General features: G+C 68.0%; 21 protein-coding genes. 5 read left to right on the forward strand and 16 right to left on the reverse strand.

Annotation, left to right across the window (positions count from 1 at the left end; all coding sequences use genetic code 11):
• Nucleotides 1-12: 12 nt before the first annotated feature.
• Complete coding sequence (locus tag OMW55_RS07685) at nucleotides 13-687, forward strand: TetR/AcrR family transcriptional regulator (protein ID WP_264882144.1); 675 nt, start codon at nucleotides 13-15, stop codon at nucleotides 685-687.
• A 1-nt stretch (nucleotide 688) separates the two neighbouring features.
• Here OMW55_RS07685 and OMW55_RS07690 read toward each other — a convergent pair whose 3' ends face one another.
• From OMW55_RS07690 to OMW55_RS07700, 3 genes are read right to left on the reverse strand one after another with little or no spacing between them, the layout of a single operon-like run.
• Nucleotides 689-1849 (reverse strand): aminotransferase class V-fold PLP-dependent enzyme, encoded by a 1161-nt coding sequence (locus OMW55_RS07690; RefSeq protein WP_264882145.1) that lies wholly within the window; start codon nucleotides 1847-1849, stop codon nucleotides 689-691.
• Nucleotides 1846-2580 (reverse strand): tryptophan 2,3-dioxygenase, encoded by a 735-nt coding sequence (locus tag OMW55_RS07695; RefSeq protein WP_264882146.1) that lies wholly within the window; start codon nucleotides 2578-2580, stop codon nucleotides 1846-1848. Before OMW55_RS07695 ends, OMW55_RS07690 begins: the two co-directional genes overlap by 4 nt.
• Nucleotides 2581-2627: 47 nt before the next feature.
• Nucleotides 2628-3086, reverse strand: a complete 459-nt coding sequence (locus OMW55_RS07700) for an outer membrane protein assembly factor BamE (protein ID WP_264882148.1) — start codon at nucleotides 3084-3086, stop codon at nucleotides 2628-2630.
• A 143-nt stretch (nucleotides 3087-3229) separates the two neighbouring features.
• On the opposite strand from OMW55_RS07700, the gene OMW55_RS07705 reads away from it, so the two are divergent.
• Nucleotides 3230-3742, forward strand: a complete 513-nt coding sequence (locus tag OMW55_RS07705) for a ubiquinol-cytochrome C chaperone family protein (protein ID WP_264882150.1) — start codon at nucleotides 3230-3232, stop codon at nucleotides 3740-3742.
• Nucleotides 3739-4245: a YceD family protein gene (locus tag OMW55_RS07710; protein WP_264882151.1), complete on the forward strand. Its 507-nt coding sequence runs from the start codon at nucleotides 3739-3741 to the stop codon at nucleotides 4243-4245. The genes OMW55_RS07705 and OMW55_RS07710 overlap by 4 nt, the downstream gene beginning before the upstream one ends.
• A 13-nt stretch (nucleotides 4246-4258) precedes the next feature.
• On the opposite strand, the gene ssb is transcribed toward OMW55_RS07710, so the two are convergent.
• The 5 genes from ssb to OMW55_RS07735 all read right to left on the reverse strand — a co-directional run bounded on the left by ssb (nucleotide 4259) and on the right by OMW55_RS07735 (nucleotide 8565).
• Nucleotides 4259-4795 carry a single-stranded DNA-binding protein gene (ssb, locus tag OMW55_RS07715; RefSeq protein WP_264882152.1) on the reverse strand — a complete coding sequence of 179 codons (537 nt, stop codon included), beginning with the start codon at nucleotides 4793-4795 and terminating at the stop codon, nucleotides 4259-4261.
• A gap of 28 nt (nucleotides 4796-4823) precedes the next feature.
• A complete protein-coding gene (gene feoB / locus OMW55_RS07720; protein ID WP_264882153.1) occupies nucleotides 4824-6659 on the reverse strand; it encodes a ferrous iron transporter B in 1836 nt (611 codons plus the stop codon).
• A 15-nt stretch (nucleotides 6660-6674) separates the two neighbouring features.
• Complete coding sequence (locus tag OMW55_RS07725) at nucleotides 6675-6947, reverse strand: FeoA family protein (protein ID WP_264882155.1); 273 nt, start codon at nucleotides 6945-6947, stop codon at nucleotides 6675-6677.
• Nucleotides 6948-7027: 80 nt separating this feature from the next.
• The gene (locus OMW55_RS07730) at nucleotides 7028-7681 is read right to left on the reverse strand and encodes a COQ9 family protein (RefSeq protein WP_264882156.1); all 654 of its coding nucleotides are present in this window, start codon (nucleotides 7679-7681) and stop codon (nucleotides 7028-7030) included.
• Nucleotides 7682-7686: 5 nt separating this feature from the next.
• Nucleotides 7687-8565 carry a DMT family transporter gene (locus OMW55_RS07735; RefSeq protein ID WP_264882157.1) on the reverse strand — a complete coding sequence of 293 codons (879 nt, stop codon included), beginning with the start codon at nucleotides 8563-8565 and terminating at the stop codon, nucleotides 7687-7689.
• A gap of 92 nt (nucleotides 8566-8657) precedes the next feature.
• On the opposite strand from OMW55_RS07735, the gene OMW55_RS07740 reads away from it, so the two are divergent.
• Complete coding sequence (locus OMW55_RS07740; protein WP_264882159.1) at nucleotides 8658-9749, forward strand: alkene reductase; 1092 nt, start codon at nucleotides 8658-8660, stop codon at nucleotides 9747-9749.
• Between the two features lie 16 nt (nucleotides 9750-9765).
• Nucleotides 9766-10407: an SOUL family heme-binding protein gene (locus OMW55_RS07745; RefSeq protein ID WP_264882161.1), complete on the forward strand. Its 642-nt coding sequence runs from the start codon at nucleotides 9766-9768 to the stop codon at nucleotides 10405-10407.
• Here the strand turns inward: OMW55_RS07745 and ribH are convergent.
• The 8 genes from ribH to OMW55_RS07785 form a co-directional block, all read right to left on the reverse strand.
• Nucleotides 10404-10817 carry a 6,7-dimethyl-8-ribityllumazine synthase gene (gene ribH / locus OMW55_RS07750; RefSeq protein WP_264882163.1) on the reverse strand — a complete coding sequence of 138 codons (414 nt, stop codon included), beginning with the start codon at nucleotides 10815-10817 and terminating at the stop codon, nucleotides 10404-10406. The genes OMW55_RS07745 and ribH overlap by 4 nt on opposite strands.
• Nucleotides 10817-12103 (reverse strand): 3,4-dihydroxy-2-butanone-4-phosphate synthase, encoded by a 1287-nt coding sequence (gene ribB / locus OMW55_RS07755; protein WP_264882165.1) that lies wholly within the window; start codon nucleotides 12101-12103, stop codon nucleotides 10817-10819. Before ribB ends, ribH begins: the two co-directional genes overlap by 1 nt.
• A gap of 43 nt (nucleotides 12104-12146) precedes the next feature.
• Nucleotides 12147-12761: a riboflavin synthase gene (locus OMW55_RS07760; RefSeq protein ID WP_264882167.1), complete on the reverse strand. Its 615-nt coding sequence runs from the start codon at nucleotides 12759-12761 to the stop codon at nucleotides 12147-12149.
• Between the two features lie 9 nt (nucleotides 12762-12770).
• On the reverse strand, nucleotides 12771-13724 hold the full coding sequence (gene ribD, locus OMW55_RS07765) for a bifunctional diaminohydroxyphosphoribosylaminopyrimidine deaminase/5-amino-6-(5-phosphoribosylamino)uracil reductase RibD (protein ID WP_264882169.1): 954 nt from the start codon (nucleotides 13722-13724) through the stop codon (nucleotides 12771-12773).
• A gap of 10 nt (nucleotides 13725-13734) precedes the next feature.
• Nucleotides 13735-14058 (reverse strand): hypothetical protein, encoded by a 324-nt coding sequence (locus OMW55_RS07770; RefSeq protein ID WP_264882170.1) that lies wholly within the window; start codon nucleotides 14056-14058, stop codon nucleotides 13735-13737.
• A gap of 57 nt (nucleotides 14059-14115) precedes the next feature.
• The gene (locus OMW55_RS07775) at nucleotides 14116-14802 is read right to left on the reverse strand and encodes a TonB family protein (protein ID WP_264882172.1); all 687 of its coding nucleotides are present in this window, start codon (nucleotides 14800-14802) and stop codon (nucleotides 14116-14118) included.
• Between the two features lie 82 nt (nucleotides 14803-14884).
• A complete protein-coding gene (locus OMW55_RS07780; RefSeq protein WP_264882173.1) occupies nucleotides 14885-16201 on the reverse strand; it encodes a glutamate--tRNA ligase in 1317 nt (438 codons plus the stop codon).
• The gene (locus tag OMW55_RS07785) at nucleotides 16198-17862 is read right to left on the reverse strand and encodes an NAD+ synthase (protein ID WP_264882175.1); all 1665 of its coding nucleotides are present in this window, start codon (nucleotides 17860-17862) and stop codon (nucleotides 16198-16200) included. Before OMW55_RS07785 ends, OMW55_RS07780 begins: the two co-directional genes overlap by 4 nt.
• Nucleotides 17863-17929 lie beyond the last annotated feature (67 nt).

The raw sequence follows: 17929 nt of genomic DNA on the forward strand, positions 1-17929 counted from the left end.
GGGGAGGCCACGATGGAAGACACGAAGGTGGCCGGCGCCGCCGAGCTCGAGCTGGCCGAAGCGGGCGTGGAGGCCGGGCGCTTCGCCAGCGACGGCAAGGCGCCACGTACCCCGCGTGGACAACGAACGCTGCGCAAGATCCTGGACGCGGCGCTGCACGAGTTCGGTGAACGCGGGTTTGCCGACAGTTCCATTGTCGGGATCACGGCCCGGGCCAAGGTCGCGCTGGGCACCTTCTACACCTACTTCGACAGCAAGGAGGCGCTGTTCCGGGCGCTGGTCCGCGATATGTCGGAACAGGTGCGCGACAATGTGGCGCCGAGCTTCGCCGGGGCGGCGGACGCGCTGGACGCCGAGCGGCGGGCCCTGGCGGCGTTTCTGCAGTTCGTGCGGCGCAACAAGCAAGTCTACCGGATCATCGACGAAGCCGAGTTCGTCGACCCAGAAGGGTTCCGCCAGCATTACGAGAGCACGGCCGAGCGCATCGCAGCGCGGCTGCGCGCCGGCGCCGAGCAAGGTGGAGTGGCGGGCGAACTCGACAAGCTGGACAGCGAAGTGCGGGCCTGGGCACTGATGGGCGCGAACGTGTTCCTGGGCCTGCGCTTTGGCGTGTGGGGCAAGGAAGACGCCGACAAGGTCGCGGCGGCCGCGAGCCGGCTGATCCGCGACGGACTGGCCGTGCGCTAGGCTAGAGCTGGCGCGCGAGGACGGCGAAGCGGTCGATATCGGCCGGATTGTGATAGAGGCCGAGCCCGATCCGCAGCACGTCGCCGCGCACATCCGTGACGCAGTTCTGGGCGGCGAGCGCCTGCTGCCAGCGGGCGGCGTCGGGTGAGCGAAAGGCGAGGAAGCGAGCGTGCGGCCCCTCAGTCAGGGGGTTCAGCAGCTTCGCGCCGGCGAGAGGGGTGCCACGAGCGGCCACGAGCAGCAGCGAATGGAGGCCTGCTACCTGCGCGGAGATGCTCGCCGTGGTGAGGCCGTTGTCGGTCAGCGCCCGGCGTACGGCAAGGAAGCGATAGAGCGCGCTAGGGTCGAAGGTCGCGCCCATGAAGCGCATGGCGTCGGGCGCATAGCCAACCATTCCCGGCGGCAGGGTCAAGTCGGCGAACTCGGCATACCACCCGGTGACCGGCGGGCGCGGACCGAAACCGGGCGGGCAATGCATCACGCCCATGCCCTCCCCCGACATGGCGTATTTGTAGCCGCCGCCAAGGAAGAACAGCTTATCCGCTACGGCCGCAGGCAGCGGCGAATCGACTGCCATGAAGCTATGGTAGCCGTCGACCACGACCCAAGGGCCTGCGGGGTCGGCCAGTTCGGCCAAGGGTGCGAGGTCACCGAACAGGCGGCCGCTGCCGAACAGGACTTGGCTGACCAGGATAAGGTCATGCTCGCGCGTGCGGGCTGCGGCAAGGAAGCGCTCTGCCAGCGTGTCGAACGGTTCGGCGGCGACCACTGTCTGGACGATGTCGCCGCTCTCGCTCCAGCGGGCGAACTGGCGGCGGGCGCTGTGGAACTCGCCGTCAGTGGTAAGCACCCGCAGCGGCTGGCCGGAACGCCGCGGGCAAGCGGCGGCAAGGCGGACCAGGAAGTCGTGGGTGTTGGCGGCGAACACGACGGCGTCGGGCCGGCCGGAGCCGAGCTCCGCCGCGACCTCCGCCTGGGCCGCAGGCCAGACCTCGCCCATGATCCGGTCCCACTTGGCGTCCGCCAGGCGCGCCGCATCCTCCCAACAGGCTAGCTGGCCGTCCCGGCTGGCGTCGGGCCACAGGTGGTGGCTGTGCGCGGCCAGGTGCAACCGGTCGGGCGCGGCGGAAAGCGTCCGGGAGAAGAGGTGCTTGAAGCTCACAGCTGAGTCCGCAGTTCCCATAATTCAGGGAAGGCGCGCTTGGTGAGCGTGGACTGGAGATAGGCGACGCCGGCCGAGCCGCCCGTCCCGGTCTTGCCGCCAATGATTCGCTCCACCGTCAGCACGTGCTTGTGCCGCCAACCGGCCAGGGCGTCGTCCATGTCGACCAGCTTCTCGGCCAATTGGTACAGTTCGAACCAGCGGTCGGCATCCCGGTAGACACTCAGCCAGTCAGGCGCGCCGGCGCGCTGGCGGGCGGCGTCGGCGACGTCCCACAAGCTGGGCGCCTCGAAGGCGCTCACCAACCGCTGGTGCTCCTCACTCCCTTGCGGATAATGCTCCAGGAACGACGGGTGGCGGACGCCAAGGCGGAACTCCAGCTCGCGGAACTGGGCCGACTGGAAGCCCGACGAGCTGCCCAGCACGTCCCGAAAGCGGCTGTAGTCGACCGGGGTGAGCGTCGCGAGCACGTCCCAGGACAGGGTCATGACCGACTGAATTCGGCTGACCCGGGCCAGCGCCTTGTAGGCTTCGGCGAAGCGATCCCCGCCGATCAGCCCGATCGCCAGCCCGACCTCATGGAGCATCTGCTTGAGCCACAGCTCCTTGGTCTGGTGAATGACGATGAACAGCATCTCGTCGTGCAGCGACGACAGGGGGTGCTGCACCGACAGCAGCTCGGGCAGGTGCAGGTAATCGGCATAGGTCATGCCGGCAGGCGTTGCGGTCATGCCACCGTGTTATGCCAGTTGCCGGGGCTTTTCACCCCCGGGCAGGCTTATTGCGCCGGTGCGTTCCCAGCGCCGGGCACACCGGCTCCGGCGATGCCGATCCCGCCGAACACGTCCTCGAAGAAGCTCTTGCGCCGCCCGAGCGTGGGGGTCTGCCGGCCGTAGGGGTCGATGCTGGCGACCAGTTCCTTGCCGGTGCGGTCGATGCCCGCAACGTTGCCCGCCTGATCGAACCGGATTCGCAGCACGGTCTGGTCGGTCACCCGCGGCAGGCGAAAGGCGAGCGTCGCGGTGTTGCGCGCGACATAATACCATTCGTTCTCGTTGAACTGGCCGGTGAAGGTCGGCCGGCCGAGCGTACGCGAGACCGAGTCCTTGTTGTCCACGCCGACCTGGATGGCCGAGGCCAGCTCCTGATCAAGGATGTAGCCCTTGCGCTCGCGGCTTCCCGCGCAGCCCGCGAGCAGGGCGGCGGCAGCGGCGGCGACGAGGATGGTACGGGTCATGGCAACCTTCAAGCGTTCAGTGGCCGCGAGCGGCGGATCGGCCTTGCGCGGACCGGGCCGGGGGTCAATATCCCTAGGCGTGCGGCAGGCGCAAGTGTGTGGCGGGCTCCCTGCCTCGCCGCTGCTGAATGGAGGATAAACCGATGGCGTCGCTGATGCGGCTGTTCCGGCGCGAGGAGCCGATGGCGGACAAGCTGTACCGGGCGGTGGTGGCGCGGGCGCGCGACCCGCTATGGTATGTCGCGGGCGAGGTGCCGGACACGCTTGAGGGACGCTTTTCGGTGCTGGCGACACTGCTGGCACTGACGGACGTGCGGCTGGAGCGTGGCGGCGAGGCTGCGCGCTTTGCGAGCGTCAGCCTGGCCGAGGCGTTCGTCGGCGACATGGACGCGCAGCACCGACAGCTTGGCACCGGCGACCCGGTCATGGGCAAGAAGGTCGGCGGCCTCGTGGGAGCGTTGGGCGGCCGAATTGGCGCCTGGCGGCGGGCAGTGGATGGAACGGAAAGCTGGACCGCGGTGACGGTGCGCAGCGTTTATCGGGGCGAGGCGAAGAACGTGGATGCGCTGGATCATGTCGAGCGCCAGCTGCGCGGCTACTGGGCTGGGCTGGAGGGGACGTCGGACGAAGCGCTGATCGCGGGGACGCTGCCGTGAGCCGCTTCTCCGATGCACTGCCGCTTGGCACCGTACGCGACGGCATGCGGCTGGACCTGTCGGCAAACGAGGGCGAGCGGCACATGATCGCCGAGCGGCTGGGACTGGCGGCGCTGGAGCGGCTGGAGGCCCATGTCGCGCTGGAGCGGGACGGCGAGCGGGTGCACGCACGCGGCCGGATCAAGGCGGCGTTGGAGCAAAGCTGTGTGGCGACCGGCGAGTCGGTGCCGGCCAGCGTCGACGAGCCCTTCGACATCCTGTTCATGCCCGAACCGACCGGAACGCCCGACGAAGAAATCGAGCTAAGCGAGGCCGATTGCGACGTCGTGTTTCACGACGGCTCAAGCATCGACCTGGGCGGTGCGCTCGCCGACACGCTGGCGCTAAGCCTCGACCCCTACCCTCGCTCGCCCGAGGCGGAAACGGCGCTGCGGGAGGCCGGAGTGCTCAGCGAGGAGCAGGCCGGTCCGTTCGCAGCGCTGGCGGCGCTGAAAAAGGGCTGACCCCTTCCAGCGCTTAGAACGGGACGTCGTCGTCCAGGTCGTTGTCGAACGCCGCGGGCTGCGGGCGCGAACCGGAGCCGCCGCCGCGCTTGTTGCCGCCGCTGTAACCGCCCGAGCCAAAGCCGCCGTCATCAAAATCGGACCCGCCACCGCGGCTGCCGCCGCCGAAGCCGCCGCCGCCACCGCCACCGCCACCGCCTTCACGGCCGTCCAGCATGACCAGCGTGCTGTTGAAGTTGCGAAGGACGACCTCGGTCGAATAGCGGTCTTGGCCGTTCTGGTCCTGCCACTTGCGGGTTTCCAGCTGGCCTTCGAGATAGACCTTGCTGCCCTTGCGGAGGTAGCTCTTGGCGACCTTGCCGAGCCCTTCGGAAAAGATGGCAACGGAGTGCCACTGGGTCTTCTCCTGGCGATTGCCGTCGCGGTCCTTGTAGCTCTCGCTGGTGGCGATGCGCAGGTTCACCACCTCGCCGCCGTTCTGGAAGCTCCGGCTTTCGGGATCCGCCCCGAGATTGCCGATCAGGATGACCTTGTTGACGCTGCCCGCCATGAATGAAATCTCCTCGTTCGCCGGGCAGCTATAAGCCGAGCGCCACCGCCGTCCAGTAGGTCAGGCCAGCCGCGATGTAGGCAAGGGCAAACAGATAGCCGACCATGAACAATGGCCATTTCCACCCATTGGTCTCCCGCCGGGTGACCGCGATGGTCGAGATGCACTGCGGCGCGAACACGAACCAGGCGAGGAAGGCCAAGGCGGTGGGGAGCGGCCAGCTGCCGCCCAGGCGCTGAGCCAGGGTCTGCTCCGCCTGCGCCTCGTCGGACTGGTCAATGGCATAGACGGTGGCGATGGCGCTGACCGCCACTTCGCGGGCGGCCATGGAGGGCAGCAGGGCGAGCGCGATGTCGTGGTTGAAGCCGATCGGCTTGACGACCACCTCGATGCCGCTCGCGATCTTGCCGGCAATCGACACCTCGCTCTGTTTCTGGCCCGGGCCGGCCTGAGGAAAGCTGGCCAGCGCCCACAGAGCGACGGTGGTCAGCATGATGATCCCGCCGGCGCGCTTGAGAAAGATGATCGCACGCTGCCACAGGCCGAGCGCCACGTCCTTGAAGGCGGGCAGCTGGTACTTGGGCAGCTCCATCATGAAGAAGCTGGAGGCGCCTCGCGCCACCGTCTTGCGCAGCAGCAGCGCGGCGCCGAGCGCGCCGACGATGCCAGCGAGATAGAGGCCGAACATGACGGCGCCCTGCAGGTTGACGCCGGGCAGGATGTCGCGGTGCGGGATGAAGGCCGCGATGATCAGGGTGTAGACCGGCAGGCGTGCCGAGCAGGTCATCAACGGCGCGACCAAGATGGTGGTCAGCCGGTCCTTTTCATTGTCGATGGTCCGGGTCGCCATGATGCCGGGCACGGCGCAGGCGAAGCTCGACAGCAGCGGGATGAAGGCGCGGCCGGACAGGCCGGCGCGGCTCATCAGCCGGTCCATCAGGAAGGCGGCCCGGACCATGTAGCCGGTGCCTTCGAGGAGCAGGATGAACAGGAACAGGATAAGGATCTGCGGCAGGAAGACGACGACCGAGCCGACGCCGCCGATCACGCCATCGACCAAAAGGGAGCGGAGCGCGCCTTGCGGCAGCGCGCCGGTGATCATGTCGGCTAGCGCCGCCATGCCGCTCTCGATCCAGCCAATTGGTGCTTCGGACCAGGCGAACACCGCTTGGAACATGACGAACATGATGGCGGCGAGGATCAGCGGACCCGCGAGCGGGTGCAGCAGGAAACGGTCAAGCCGGTGCGACCAGCGGCGAACGGGCGTCTCGCGGACGATCGAGGCGGCGGCGATTCGGCGCGCTTCGCGCGCGAGATTGTCGGGTTCCGGGCGAGCCACCGGCTTGGCGTGGAGCAGTTGTTGCTGCAGGCCCGCGCGAAGCTCGTCCATGCCTTTACGGCGGACGGCCACTGTTTCGAAAACCGGCACGCCGAGCTCGATGGAGAGCAGGTCGGCGCTGACGTCCAGCCCGTCGCGGCGGGCCATGTCGATCATATTGAGGGCGACAACCGTGGGCAGACCCAGCCCTAACAGCTGCAAGGCGAACCGCAGGTGGTTGTCGAGGTTGGAGGCGTCCAGAACGATCAGCAGGCCGTCGGGCTTGCGTTCGCCGGCGAAGCGGCCGGTCAGGACGTCACGGGTGACCGCCTCGTCGGGGCTGGACGGGTCGAGGCCGTAAGCACCGGGCAGGTCGACCAGCTCGACCGGGCGACCGTCGGCCAGCGCCGTGCGACCCGTCTTCCGCTCCACGGTGACACCGGGATAGTTGCCGACCTTCTGGCGGGCCCCAGTCAGTGCGTTGAACAGCGCGCTCTTGCCGGCGTTGGGGTTGCCGACAACGGCGACGAGTGGCGCCGGGTTCATGGGATTAGCGTCCGCTCAGGCGGCGGGAACGACCCGGACCGCACGGGCATGCGTCCGGCGAATCGCCACCGTCATGCGGCCCACACGCACCGCCAGCGGGTCACGACCGACGGGGCCGCTGTGCAGCGGCTCGACCATCACGCCTTCGTCGAAGCCGAAGTGCCGCAGGCGGCACGCCTCGCTCGCCTCCAACGCCGTCCAGTCAACGATCTCAATACGCGCCCGGCGGCCAAGACGAAGTTCGTCGAGCGGGAGCGCGAAGGTGGATGCGGAAGGAACGGCAGTCATTGCTGCAACTGATTATCAATAACGATAGCCGCCGTCCAGTGGCTTCGCCGATCACAGCCAACAATGATCTCGATCAAAGCTCAGCGCGGTGGATAGCGCAGCCGACCGAGAAAGCGGGTAAGGCTGGGACGACGCTCCGACCCTTGGCCCCAGCGTGCCTTGAACTGCTCGAAGCGCATGACCTCGTCGATGCGACGGTCGAGAAAGGCAGCGGCGTCCGATTCGCCTTCGCTGTCGTCGCTGAGCCACGCGAGCAGGGTTGAGCCGTAGACCGCGGAGAGCGTCGCACGCTTGGTATAATGGTTGTAGTCCGTCGCCGTATCTCCGGCGAGCCGCCAGACGTGGTCAGCGGTACGCCACGACAGCTTTGCGGCGGCGGGCAGGTTCTGCGGCATGGCGAGGATGGCGAGCGCGCGGCGGATCGACTCCTTGGCCGGCGCCTGGAGGCGCAGCCGTTCCCACAGCAGGTCGCGAATGCGAGCCCGGATCTTCATGGTCGCAACCCGCTCGGGCGGGAATGCCGCCGCGAGATCCCGGTCGATCGCCTGGCCGTACAGATCGATCAGGCCGACCGCGTTCTTGGGCATGGCGAGCCGCGCCTGTTCGAGCGGCACGCCCGCCTGCTCGGCCGCGAGTTCGACGGCCGCCGGCGTCCAGCCGTCGAACGCCGCATTCTCCGCCACGGCGAGCGCCAGCTGACGGCGGATGCGCTCAAGCGGGGTGACCTCTTCCATGCGGCTCAAGTGGTCGTTTCGGCGGGCGAGCGCAAGCGGACGAGTACCAGGGCCGCGGCGATCGAAAGCGCGCCGACGAGATCCAGGAGTGTCAGACGCTCGTCATAGACCAGCCACCCATTAAGGGCCGAAATCGCCGGCTGAGTCAGCAAGGCCAGACCGACCACCAGCGGCGGCACTTCGCCCAGAGCGTAGACCAGCAAGCCCTGGCCGACGACCTGGCTGCCCAGCGCCAGCAGCAGGACGCCGGTCCAGTCATGCGGCACAATCTGTTCGCCCGTTACGAGGGCGAAGGGCAGCAGGTAGGCCGAGCCGAACAGGGTGGCGAGGATCAGCACCGGCATCGGCTGAAGCGTGCCGCGGACCCGCTCCACCCCGATCAGGTAGCCGGTATAGAGCAGGCCGGCGCCGAGCGAGAGCAGGTCACCGTGGAGGTGCGCAGCGCTGAGTTCGGCGCTGCCGGCCATCAACAAAGCGGTCCCGAGTGCCGCAAGGGCGAGCGCGGTTCCCTGAAGCCACGTCGGCCAGCGGCGTGCCAGCCACAATCCCCAGGCGGCGAACGCGAAGCTCGCGACATTGCCGAACAGCGTGGCATTACCGAGCTTCGTCAGGTGAATACCCGCGTTCCAGGCGGCGAGGTCCGCGGCGAAGAAGAAGGCGGCGACCGCAATGGCAGCCGCCATCGCACGGCCGGGCCAGTGCGGCGCCTGCTTCAGGAGGACGGCGATCAACCACAGGAACGGCAGCGCGAGCGTCAGGCGCCAGAAACCCGCTGCCGCCGGTCCGACCTGGGACAGGCGCACGGTCCAGGGGCCGAACGCCAGGGCGGCGTTGCCGAGCAGCAAGGCGGCAAACGCACGGGGCCGAATGGTTGAACCAGTCACGGCCGGTGCTGTAGCGGCGGCGCATGGTTGTGCGAAGGGCAGGCACATGGATGACACTGGACCGCGATCGTCCCGGCACTAAGTCCGCCGCCATGACCAGCCTGTTTGACCCCATCCGCATCGGCGACCTCGATTGTCCGAACCGCATCTTCATGGCCCCGCTGACCCGCGGCCGCGCGACCCGCGAGGGCGTGCCGACCGCGATCATGGGCACCTATTATGCCCAGCGCGCCGCCGCCGGATTGATCATCTCCGAAGGGACGGGCGTCAGCCGCGAAGGGCTCGGCTGGCCGTTCGCGCCCGGGCTGTGGACGGACGAACAGGTTGAGGGCTGGAAGCCGGTGCTGGAGCAGGTGCACCAGGCCGGCGGGCGGATCGTCGCGCAATTGTGGCACATGGGCCGGCTGGTCCATCCCGACTTCCTGGATGGCGCAGCCCCGCTGTCGGCCAGCGCGACCACCGCGCCAATGAAGGCGCATACCTTCGACGGCAAGAAGCCCTACGAGCAGGCGCGCGCCGCGACTCTCGACGACATCCGGCGGACGGTGGACGATTTTGCCAGCGCCGCGCGCAACGCGCTGGCGGCCGGGTTCGACGGGGTGCAGCTGCACGGGGCCAACGGTTATCTGATCGACCAATTCCTGCGTGACGGCACCAATCGGCGCGAGGACGAATATGGCGGCTCGATCGACAATCGGGTGCGGCTGTTGCGCGACGTGGTGGAGGCGCTGGTCGCCGAAGTGGGCGCCGGCCGCACGCATGTCCGGCTGAGCCCGAACGGCGAAGTGCAGGGCTGCGACGACAGCAACCCGCACGAGCTGTTCACCGCCGCCGGCCGGGTGCTGGGCGAGCTGGGCATCGCCAGCCTGGAGCTGCGCGAGCCCGGCAGTCAGTCGAGCTTCCTAGCGACCGAGGTGGAGCCGGTGAGCCCGCTGATCCGGCCGCACTTCAAAGGCGCGCTGATCCTCAACAGCGATTACGTCCACGGCACCGCTACCGAGCGGCTGGCCGAGGGGGTGGCCGACGCCATCACCTTTGGCCGACCATTCCTGGCCAATCCGGACCTGGTCGAGCGGTTCCGGCGTGACGCCGAGCTCAACCAGCCGAACCCCAGGACCTTCTATAGCGCGGGCGAGGAGGGCTACACCGACTATCCGATGCTGGGGGAACAGCAGGCCGCCTGAGCCGGTTGGGGCCGGCATGAGTGACACGGACACACGCAATTGGCGGGTCGGGACCGCCGTCGCGCTCGCCGGCGGGATCGTCGGTCTGGGTATCGCCTATATCCTGCGGGAGAAGGCGACGCCCGAGCCCGGCTACCGCCTGCTGGTGAGCGAAAAGGGCCTAGAGATCCGCGCCTATGAGGCGGTGACGGTGGCCGAGACGGTCGTGCAGGGCGAGCGCAAGCGGGCGCTGAACGAGGGTTATCGCATCCTGTCGGACTATCTCACCGCCAAGTCGCGGCCGGGCGAGCGGCTGCCGATGCGGGTGCCGGTGCTGCAGGATGCCGGCAATCCGATGGGGCAGCAGCCGCCGACCTTCGACGATGCGCTGGGCGACGCGGGGTGGCGGGTGCGCTTCACCCTGCCCGAGGATCACGAACTGCCGCCGGCGCCGGACGGGGTGGCGGTGGTTACCATTCCGGCCCGGCGGGTCGGGGCGGCGACGTTCCACGGCACGGCTGACGACGCGCGGCTGGCGGAGGCGGAGGACCGGCTGCGCGGCTGGCTGGAGCGGCATGGCGAGAAGGCGCTCAGCGTCGAGCCGGAGTATGCCTTCTACAACTCCCCCATGATCCCGCCGCCGCTGCGCCGCAACGAGGTGCTGCTCGCGCTGAGCTAGGCGAAGCGGTCCTGGATTTGCAGCAGGGCCAGCGCGGCGCGGGCCGCGTCGCCGCCTTTGTCCCCCTGGGCCGGGTCGGCGCGAACGATCGCCTGCGCCTCGTTCTCGGTCGTGAGGATGCCGTTGCCGACCGGCAGCCCGTCCATGGTCAGGGCCATGATGCCTCGGGCGCTTTCGCCGGCGACGATCTCGAAATGGTAGGTCTCGCCGCGGATCACGACCCCCAGGCCGACATAAGCGTCGAACTCGCCGCCGTCAGACGCGAGGCTGATGGCGCCGGGCACCTCCAGTGCGCCGGGGACGGTGATCACCTCCACCTCATGACCGTCGAGCGCGCGACGGGCGCCGGCGAGCAGCATGTCGTTCAAGTGGGCGTAGTAGCGAGCCTCGACGATGAGGATCCGGGCCATCAGTTCAGCTCCACGGGAATGCACCGTTCCTCGACGATCGACAGGCCGTAGCCGGACAGGCCGACCGGCTGGTGACGAGTATTGGTGAGCAGGATCATGTCGTGGATACCAAGCGCGGCCAGCATCTGCGCGCCGACGCCGTAGCCACGCAGCATTTCGCCTTCCTCCACCTCTTTGCCGGAGCGGCGGTCGGCCGAGCGGCTGAGCGAGCCGGGTGCGGCGGCGTGAAGCGCGATGATCACGCCGGAGCCTTCGGCCTCGATCATCCGCATGGCGCCCTCGAGCAGTCCGCTACGGGGACCTTGCTCGCCGAGTACGTCAGCGAACAGGTCGAGGCTGTGGACACGAACCAGAACCGGCTGCCCGGGGTCCAGAGGGCCAAGCACGAGGGCAAGCTGTTCTGCGCCGGTCGCCTTGTCGCGAAATACCTGAGCTTGCCACTGGTGCCCACCCGGGCTGGTGAAGCCGGTCTCTGCCACCCGCTCGACCATATTATCTTGGCGCAGGCGGTAAGCGATGAGGTCGCGGATGGTGCCGATCTTGAGCCCATGGGTGCGCGCGAACTCAATCAGCTCGTCAAGGCGAGCCATGGTGCCGTCCTCGTTCATGATCTCGCAGATCACGCCCGAGGGGTTGAGACCGGCGAGGCGCGATACGTCCACCGCGGCCTCCGTATGGCCGGCTCGGACCAGTACGCCGCCGGCGCGCGCAACCAGGGGAAAGACGTGCCCGGGGCTGACCAGCGCCTCCGGGCCGTTGCCGGAGTCGATTGCCACCGCAATGGTGCGGGCGCGATCGGCGGCGCTGATGCCGGTGGTTACACCCGTTCGGGCCTCGATCGACACGGTGAAGGCAGTTTCGTGCCGGGTCCCGTTGTTGCGGGCCATCAGCGGCAGCTGGAGCGTGTCAACGCGTTCCTGAGTCAACGCGAGGCAGATCAGGCCGCGGCCGTGGCGGGCCATGAAATTGATCGCGTCCGGCGTGGCCATCTGCGCCGGGATGACCAGGTCACCCTCATTCTCCCGGTCGTCGTCGTCGACCAGGATGAACATGCGGCCGTTGCGGGCCTCGTTGATGATCTGCTCGGCGCCCACCAGCACCTCGGTCGTGCCGCGCTTGAGCAAGCGTTCAAGCCGGCCGAGGGTGTCGGCGGTCGGGTTCCAGTCGGGGGAGCCGAGCTTGCGCAGCGAGTTGGGGTGGAGGCCGGCAGCGCGGGCCAGACCGGCGCGACTAACCTCGCCGGTATCGATGATTGCGGCGAGCCGCTCGATCAGGCTGGTGGACATCCATTGACCTTATCACATCATAATGTGACAGGCGAGCGCTTGTTCATCCCTGCCGATGTGATCTGGCGGCCAGCATCCGATCCAAATAGCGCGCGAGCACGTCGATTTCGACATTGAGGTGTCTGCCGGCGGCGATGTGGCCCAAGGTCGTGTGAGTGCCGGTATGCGGGATGAGGTTGATCGCGAAGTGCGTGCCGTCGTCAGCATCGCGCACCTCATTGACGGTCAGCGACACGCCATCCAGCGTGACCGAACCCTTCGGCGCCAGCATCGGCCCGAGCTCACGGGGTACGCGGATGCCGACCCGGACCGAGTCGCCTTCGGGACAGGTGCCGATCACCTCACCTAGGCCATCGACATGCCCCGTCACCATATGGCCGCCGAGTTCGTCGCCCATGCGCAGGGCACGTTCCAAGTTGATCCGGGCGCCCTCCTGCCACAGGCCGGGCGCGGTCTTGCTGCGTGTTTCGGCGGACACATCCACCGCGAACCAGTCTGCACCCTTATCAACCACCGTCAGGCAGCAGCCCGAGCAGGCAATGGACGCACCGAGTTCGACGGTCGCCATGTCGAACCCACAGTTGATGACCAGCCGCAAGTCGCCGCGCTCTTCGGCGGAACGGACGGTGCCGATGTCTGTGACGATGCCGGTGAACATGGGGAACCCTCAGGCTGGACGGACGCGCTGGTAGACTTCGAGCCGGTCGATGCCAAGCTGGCGCCCGTCCCGCGCCTCCCAGCGGCCATGGGCGTCGCCGATGGCGTCGAGGCCGATGTAGCCAACGCTTTGCCGGCCCTCGCCGATGAGGATTGGCGCCCGGTAGAGCAGGATGCGGTCAACGAGGTCGGCGGCAAGAAAAGCGGTGGCCGTGGCCGAGCCGCCCTCGACCAGCAGGTCGTTCACGTCGGACAAGCGGAACACGTCCTCGGGGGCGTGCAGCACCTCCCACCCTTCGACCGGCTCGCCACGGGTCAGGAGAGCACGGCGAGGAGAGCGCTCCTCCAGGCCGGGCAGACGCACGTCGAGGCGGGGGTGGTCAGCAAGAAAAGTGCCGCGACCGACCAGAATCATGTCGCAGCGCGCGCGTTCGAGGTGGACGTGGGCGCGGGCGTCTTCGCCGGTGATCCACTTCGATTCGCCCGATGGCAGTGCGATCTTGCCGTCGATGGAGAGCGCCAGCTTGAGGGTGATGCGGGGACGGCCGAGTCGCAGGCGGGTCAGCCAGCCGCCCATGCTCTCGGCGGCCGACTCCGCGTTGAGGCCGATATCGACCTGGATGCCGGCGTCCCGCATCATGCGGAAGCCGTCGCCCGCCGTGCGCGGGTCCGGATCTTGCAATGCGGCGATTACTCGGGCGACGCCGGCCTCAGCGATCAGGTGGGCGCAGGTGGGCCCGCGATGGCTGCGATGCGCGCAAGGCTCCAGGCTGGTGTAGAGGGTTGCGCCACGCGCCTGCTCGCCGGCTTGTGCCAGCGCCACGGCCTCGGCATGGGGCCGGCCGCCGGGCTGGGTCGCGCCGCGGCCGACGATCCGCCCGTCTGCCACGACCACGCAGCCGACGTTCGGATTGGGTGCAGTGGTCCCCCGAGCGTCCTCGCCGAGCCGCACGGCTTCGGCCATGAACCCGGCGTCACTCCATGCCGAACTGATTTTCGAGCTCCTTGAACTGCCGCTGGCGCTCGGCGATCAGCGCCTCTTTGGCGGCGCGGCGCTTTTCCTGGTCGGCGATAATGTCCGCGTCTGTTCGGTCCGGCCCGTAGTTCTCGACAAAGATCACCTGGCGCGGTGGCTTCGTGTTGACCTGCGGGTCGTAGTAGAAGGCGATAACAATCAATGCGGTGGCGATCACAGCGAAGACAGCGCCAAGCGTTTGTTCACGACTGCGTCGGCTGAGGAACGCGCGCAGGTCTTTCCAGGCGGCGCGCGGACCGACGGGACGGGGGAAAACGGCCATGCGCCTTATCTAGGCGCTCGGCCGCGCCCCCGCCAGAGCGTCAGGCCCAGGCTCCTCTCACGCTTCATCCAGCTGAAAGCGAAGGGTGATCGTCAGCGTCGTTGGCACCGCCCGGCCGCCCTCGGTTGCCGGCTTGTAACGCCAGAAGCGCTGCAGGTGACTGCGGGCCGACTCGAGAAACAGCGGATCGGCGCTGCCGACCGGATCAACCGAGATCACCCGCCCGCGCTCGTCGATGGCGAGGCGGAGCCGCAACACCGCTTCCTCCTCGAGGCGGCGCTTGGCCTCCGGGTAGGGCGGGCGCAGGCGGTCGGCGGGAGTCGCGAGGACGGCGGCCACCTTCACCGTCGGTGGCGGCAGCGGCTGCGGTGGTAGCGGCTGAGGCGGCAGCGGAAGCGGGTCGACCCGGGGTCCGGCGATCGGTCCGGAGTCGGGCGGAGCGGGCGTGTTGTCGATGGTCGGACCGGGCTGCGGCGGTGCCGGCACGATGACCTCCGGCGTGTCGATGTGCGACTGAGCGGGCACAGGCTGCGGCTGCGGCACCGGGGGCGGCGGCGGCGGCGTCTCCTTGATCTCGGGCGGCACGCTGAAGATCTCCGTGATCACCGGTGCGAGTTTCTGTCCCACGTCCATCTTGCTGGTGGCGAGCAGTCCCAACGCGACGGCGTGGACGCCGATGATGGCGGTGAGCGTCGCGGGCCTGAGTTGCCGGCGGTTGCGGCGGTGGGCGGCGTAGCTGAGCACTAGTCCCTCTCCTTCTCCAAGGAGAGTAGATGTTACATCATCACTTGGTCTGCGCAAGTGAGATAATGTATCTCGATCTAAGCTAGTTTACGGCGGCGCTCAGACGCACCAGCGCTCGCTCGCGGCCGATTAGCCGGAGAAGCGGCGCCATCTCTGGTCCCGAGTCGCGAGCGGTTAGTGCGCGTCGCAACGGAAGGAACAGCGCCTTGCCCTTGCGGCCGGAGCGTTCCTTGAGAGCGCCGGTGAGCTGGTGCCAGGGGTCAGCGGTCCAGTCGAGTTCGCGCGCAAGCTCGACGGCCTGCGCGAGGTAAGTACGGTCGTCGGCTGGTAAGCCGGGAGGCGCAAGGTCGCCCGCAACGACGTCCCGCCACTCCGTGATGTCGGGCAGCCGCTGGATGGCCGTCCGCAGCACTCCCCATTCCGCCGGTCCGGCCCACTCAGGAAGACGATCGGCCACGGTCTCATAGTCGAGTGCGTGCAGGAGTCGGGCGTTGAGCAATTCCACGTCATGGAAATCGAAGTGGGCGGGTGCCCGGCCAAAATGAGCAAAGTCGAAGTCGGCCGCGAGCTGCTTCAGCGAGGCGAGCGGCTCGACCGGTTGCGAGGTGCCCAGCCGGCCAAGCAAGGAGAGCAGCGCCATGGGCTCCAATCCCGCGTCGCGGATCGGCTCCACTCCGAGCGAGCCCAGGCGCTTGCTGAGCTTGCCCTCGGCCGCGACCAGGAGCGCTTCGTGGGCCAGGTTCGGCGGCTCGGCACCTAGAGCAGCGAACATCTGCAGCTGGACCGCGCTGTTCGATACATGGTCCTCGCCGCGCACGATGTGCGTTACGCCCAAGTCCACGTCGTCGATGACGCTGGGCAGCAAGTATAGCCAGCTGCCGTCGGCACGGCGGATCACGGGATCGCTTAGCAGCTTGGGTTCGAATCGTTGCTCGCCGCGGATCAGGTCGGTCCAGGCGATTGGGGCATCATGGTCGAGGCGGAAGCGCCAGTGTGGCGGACGGCCCTCGACGGGCGCGTTCTCACCGTCCGGTCGCTCATACACTGGCGGCAGGCCGCGGCCGAGCAGGATCTTGCGGCGGAGGTCGAGCTCTTCCGGAGTCTCGTAACAGGCGTATACCCGGCCGGCGGCACGCAAGCGGTCGAACTCGCGCTCGTAAAGGTCGAAGCGTTCGGACTGACGCACGCTGTCGTGCGGCAGAAGGCCAAGCCAGGCGAGGTCGGCCCGGATCGCCGCCTCGTTCTCGGCGGTGGAGCGCTCCGCGTCGGTGTCGTCAATCCGCAGCAGGAACCGACCGCCATGCTTCAGCGCAAACAGGAAATTGTGCAGCGCCGTGCGAATGTTGCCGACGTGCAGGCGGCCCGTCGGAGATGGTGCAAAGCGGGTGACAACGCTCACGAGCGGTGAGTCCGGAACGCGTTGGTGATCGGATAGCGGCGGTCACGGCCGAAGTTGCGGCGGCCGATCTTCACGCCGGGCGGAGCCTGGCGGCGCTTGTACTCGGCGCGCAGAACCAGTTTCTCCATTTCTGCGACCACCGCGACGTCCGCGCCGGTCTCCGCGGCGACCTCCGCGACGCCTTTCTCCTCGTCGACCAGACCGACAAGGATGGCGTCGAGCAGGTCGTAGGGCGGCAGCGAGTCCTCGTCCTTCTGATCGGGGCGGAGCTCGGCGCTCGGCGGCTTGTCGATCACCCGCTCCGGCATCACCGGACCAGACGGTCCGAGCGCGTCAGCCGGCCGGTGGCGGTTGCGCCAGCGCGACAGGGCGAAGACGGTCGACTTGTAGGCGTCCTTCAGCACCGAATAACCCCCAGCCATGTCGCCGTAGAGGGTGGCGTAGCCGACGCTCATCTCGCTCTTGTTGCCGGTAGTGAGCAGCATGTGGCCGAACTTGTTCGACAGGCCCATCAGCGTGACCATGCGCAGGCGGGCCTGGATGTTCTCCTCGGCCAGCCCCGGCTGCTGGCCTGTGAACTGCGGCTCCAGCATTTGCGCCAGCGCCTCGACCGCCGGCACGATCGGGATGACGTCATGGCGGCAGCCGAGCAGGCGCGCGCATTCCTTGGCATCCTCGACGCTGGTCGAGCCGGTGTAGACGGACGGCAGCATCACCCCCCACACCTTTTCCGGCCCCAACGCGTCCACCGCCACCGCTGCTGAGAGGGCGCTGTCGATGCCGCCACTCAGGCCCAAGATAACTCCAGGGAAGCCGTTGCGTCCGACATAGTCGCGCAACCCGACAACCATCGCGTGGTAGATGTCGGCCGGAAAATCATCGAGCCGATGATACTCACGGGTCAGGCACGTCCAGCGGCCATCGTCCGCGCGCTTCCATTCAGTCGTCAGCAGGCACTCGTCCCAGTCGGCCATCTGAACGACAAGGCGGCCGTCCGGATTGACCACGAACGAGCTGCCGTCGAACGCCAGCTCGTCCTGGCCGCCAACCCGATTGAGATAGACCATCGCCCGGCCGGTGGTCCGCACCCGCTCCTCGACGAGGGTCCGGCGGATGTGGTCCTTGTCGAGCTCGTACGGGCTACCATTGGGCACCAGGAACAGCTCCGCACCCTGCCCCGCGAGATGCTGGCAGACATCCTCCAGCCAGATGTCCTCGCAGATCGGGACGCCGATCTTCACCCCTTCGTATTCGAACAGGTCGGGCAGCGGCCCGGAAGCGAACACGCGCTTCTCGTCAAAGGTGCCGTAATTGGGCAACTCGCGCTTGAGGGTCACGAACAATTCGCGGCCCTCGTCAGCGACGATCACCGCATTGTAGGGCTGGCCGTCGCGGACCACGATCGAGCCGAAGATCAGCGCCGGCCCAGGCTCGGCAGTGAGCTTCACGAGGCGGGACGCTTGCTCAGCCGTGCGGGCCAGGAACTCCGGCTTGAGCACCAAATCCTCGGGCGGGTAGCCGGTAAGCTGCAACTCGGGCACCAGCAGCAGGTCGGCGTCTCCTGCGGCCCGCCGCATGCGCAGGATCGCCTCCGCATTGCCGGCGAGGTCGCCGACAATCTGGTTCATTTGGGCAAGAGCGATGGTCAGCCGTTCGGTCATGCACGGGTCCTTAGCGGCGAGCGGGCTTTCGTCCAACGCGCTCCGCCGCTACGAGGAGCCCGCACGC

Source organism: Sphingomonas arvum, from assembly GCF_026013565.1.
Classification (GTDB): domain Bacteria; phylum Pseudomonadota; class Alphaproteobacteria; order Sphingomonadales; family Sphingomonadaceae; genus Sphingomicrobium; species Sphingomicrobium arvum.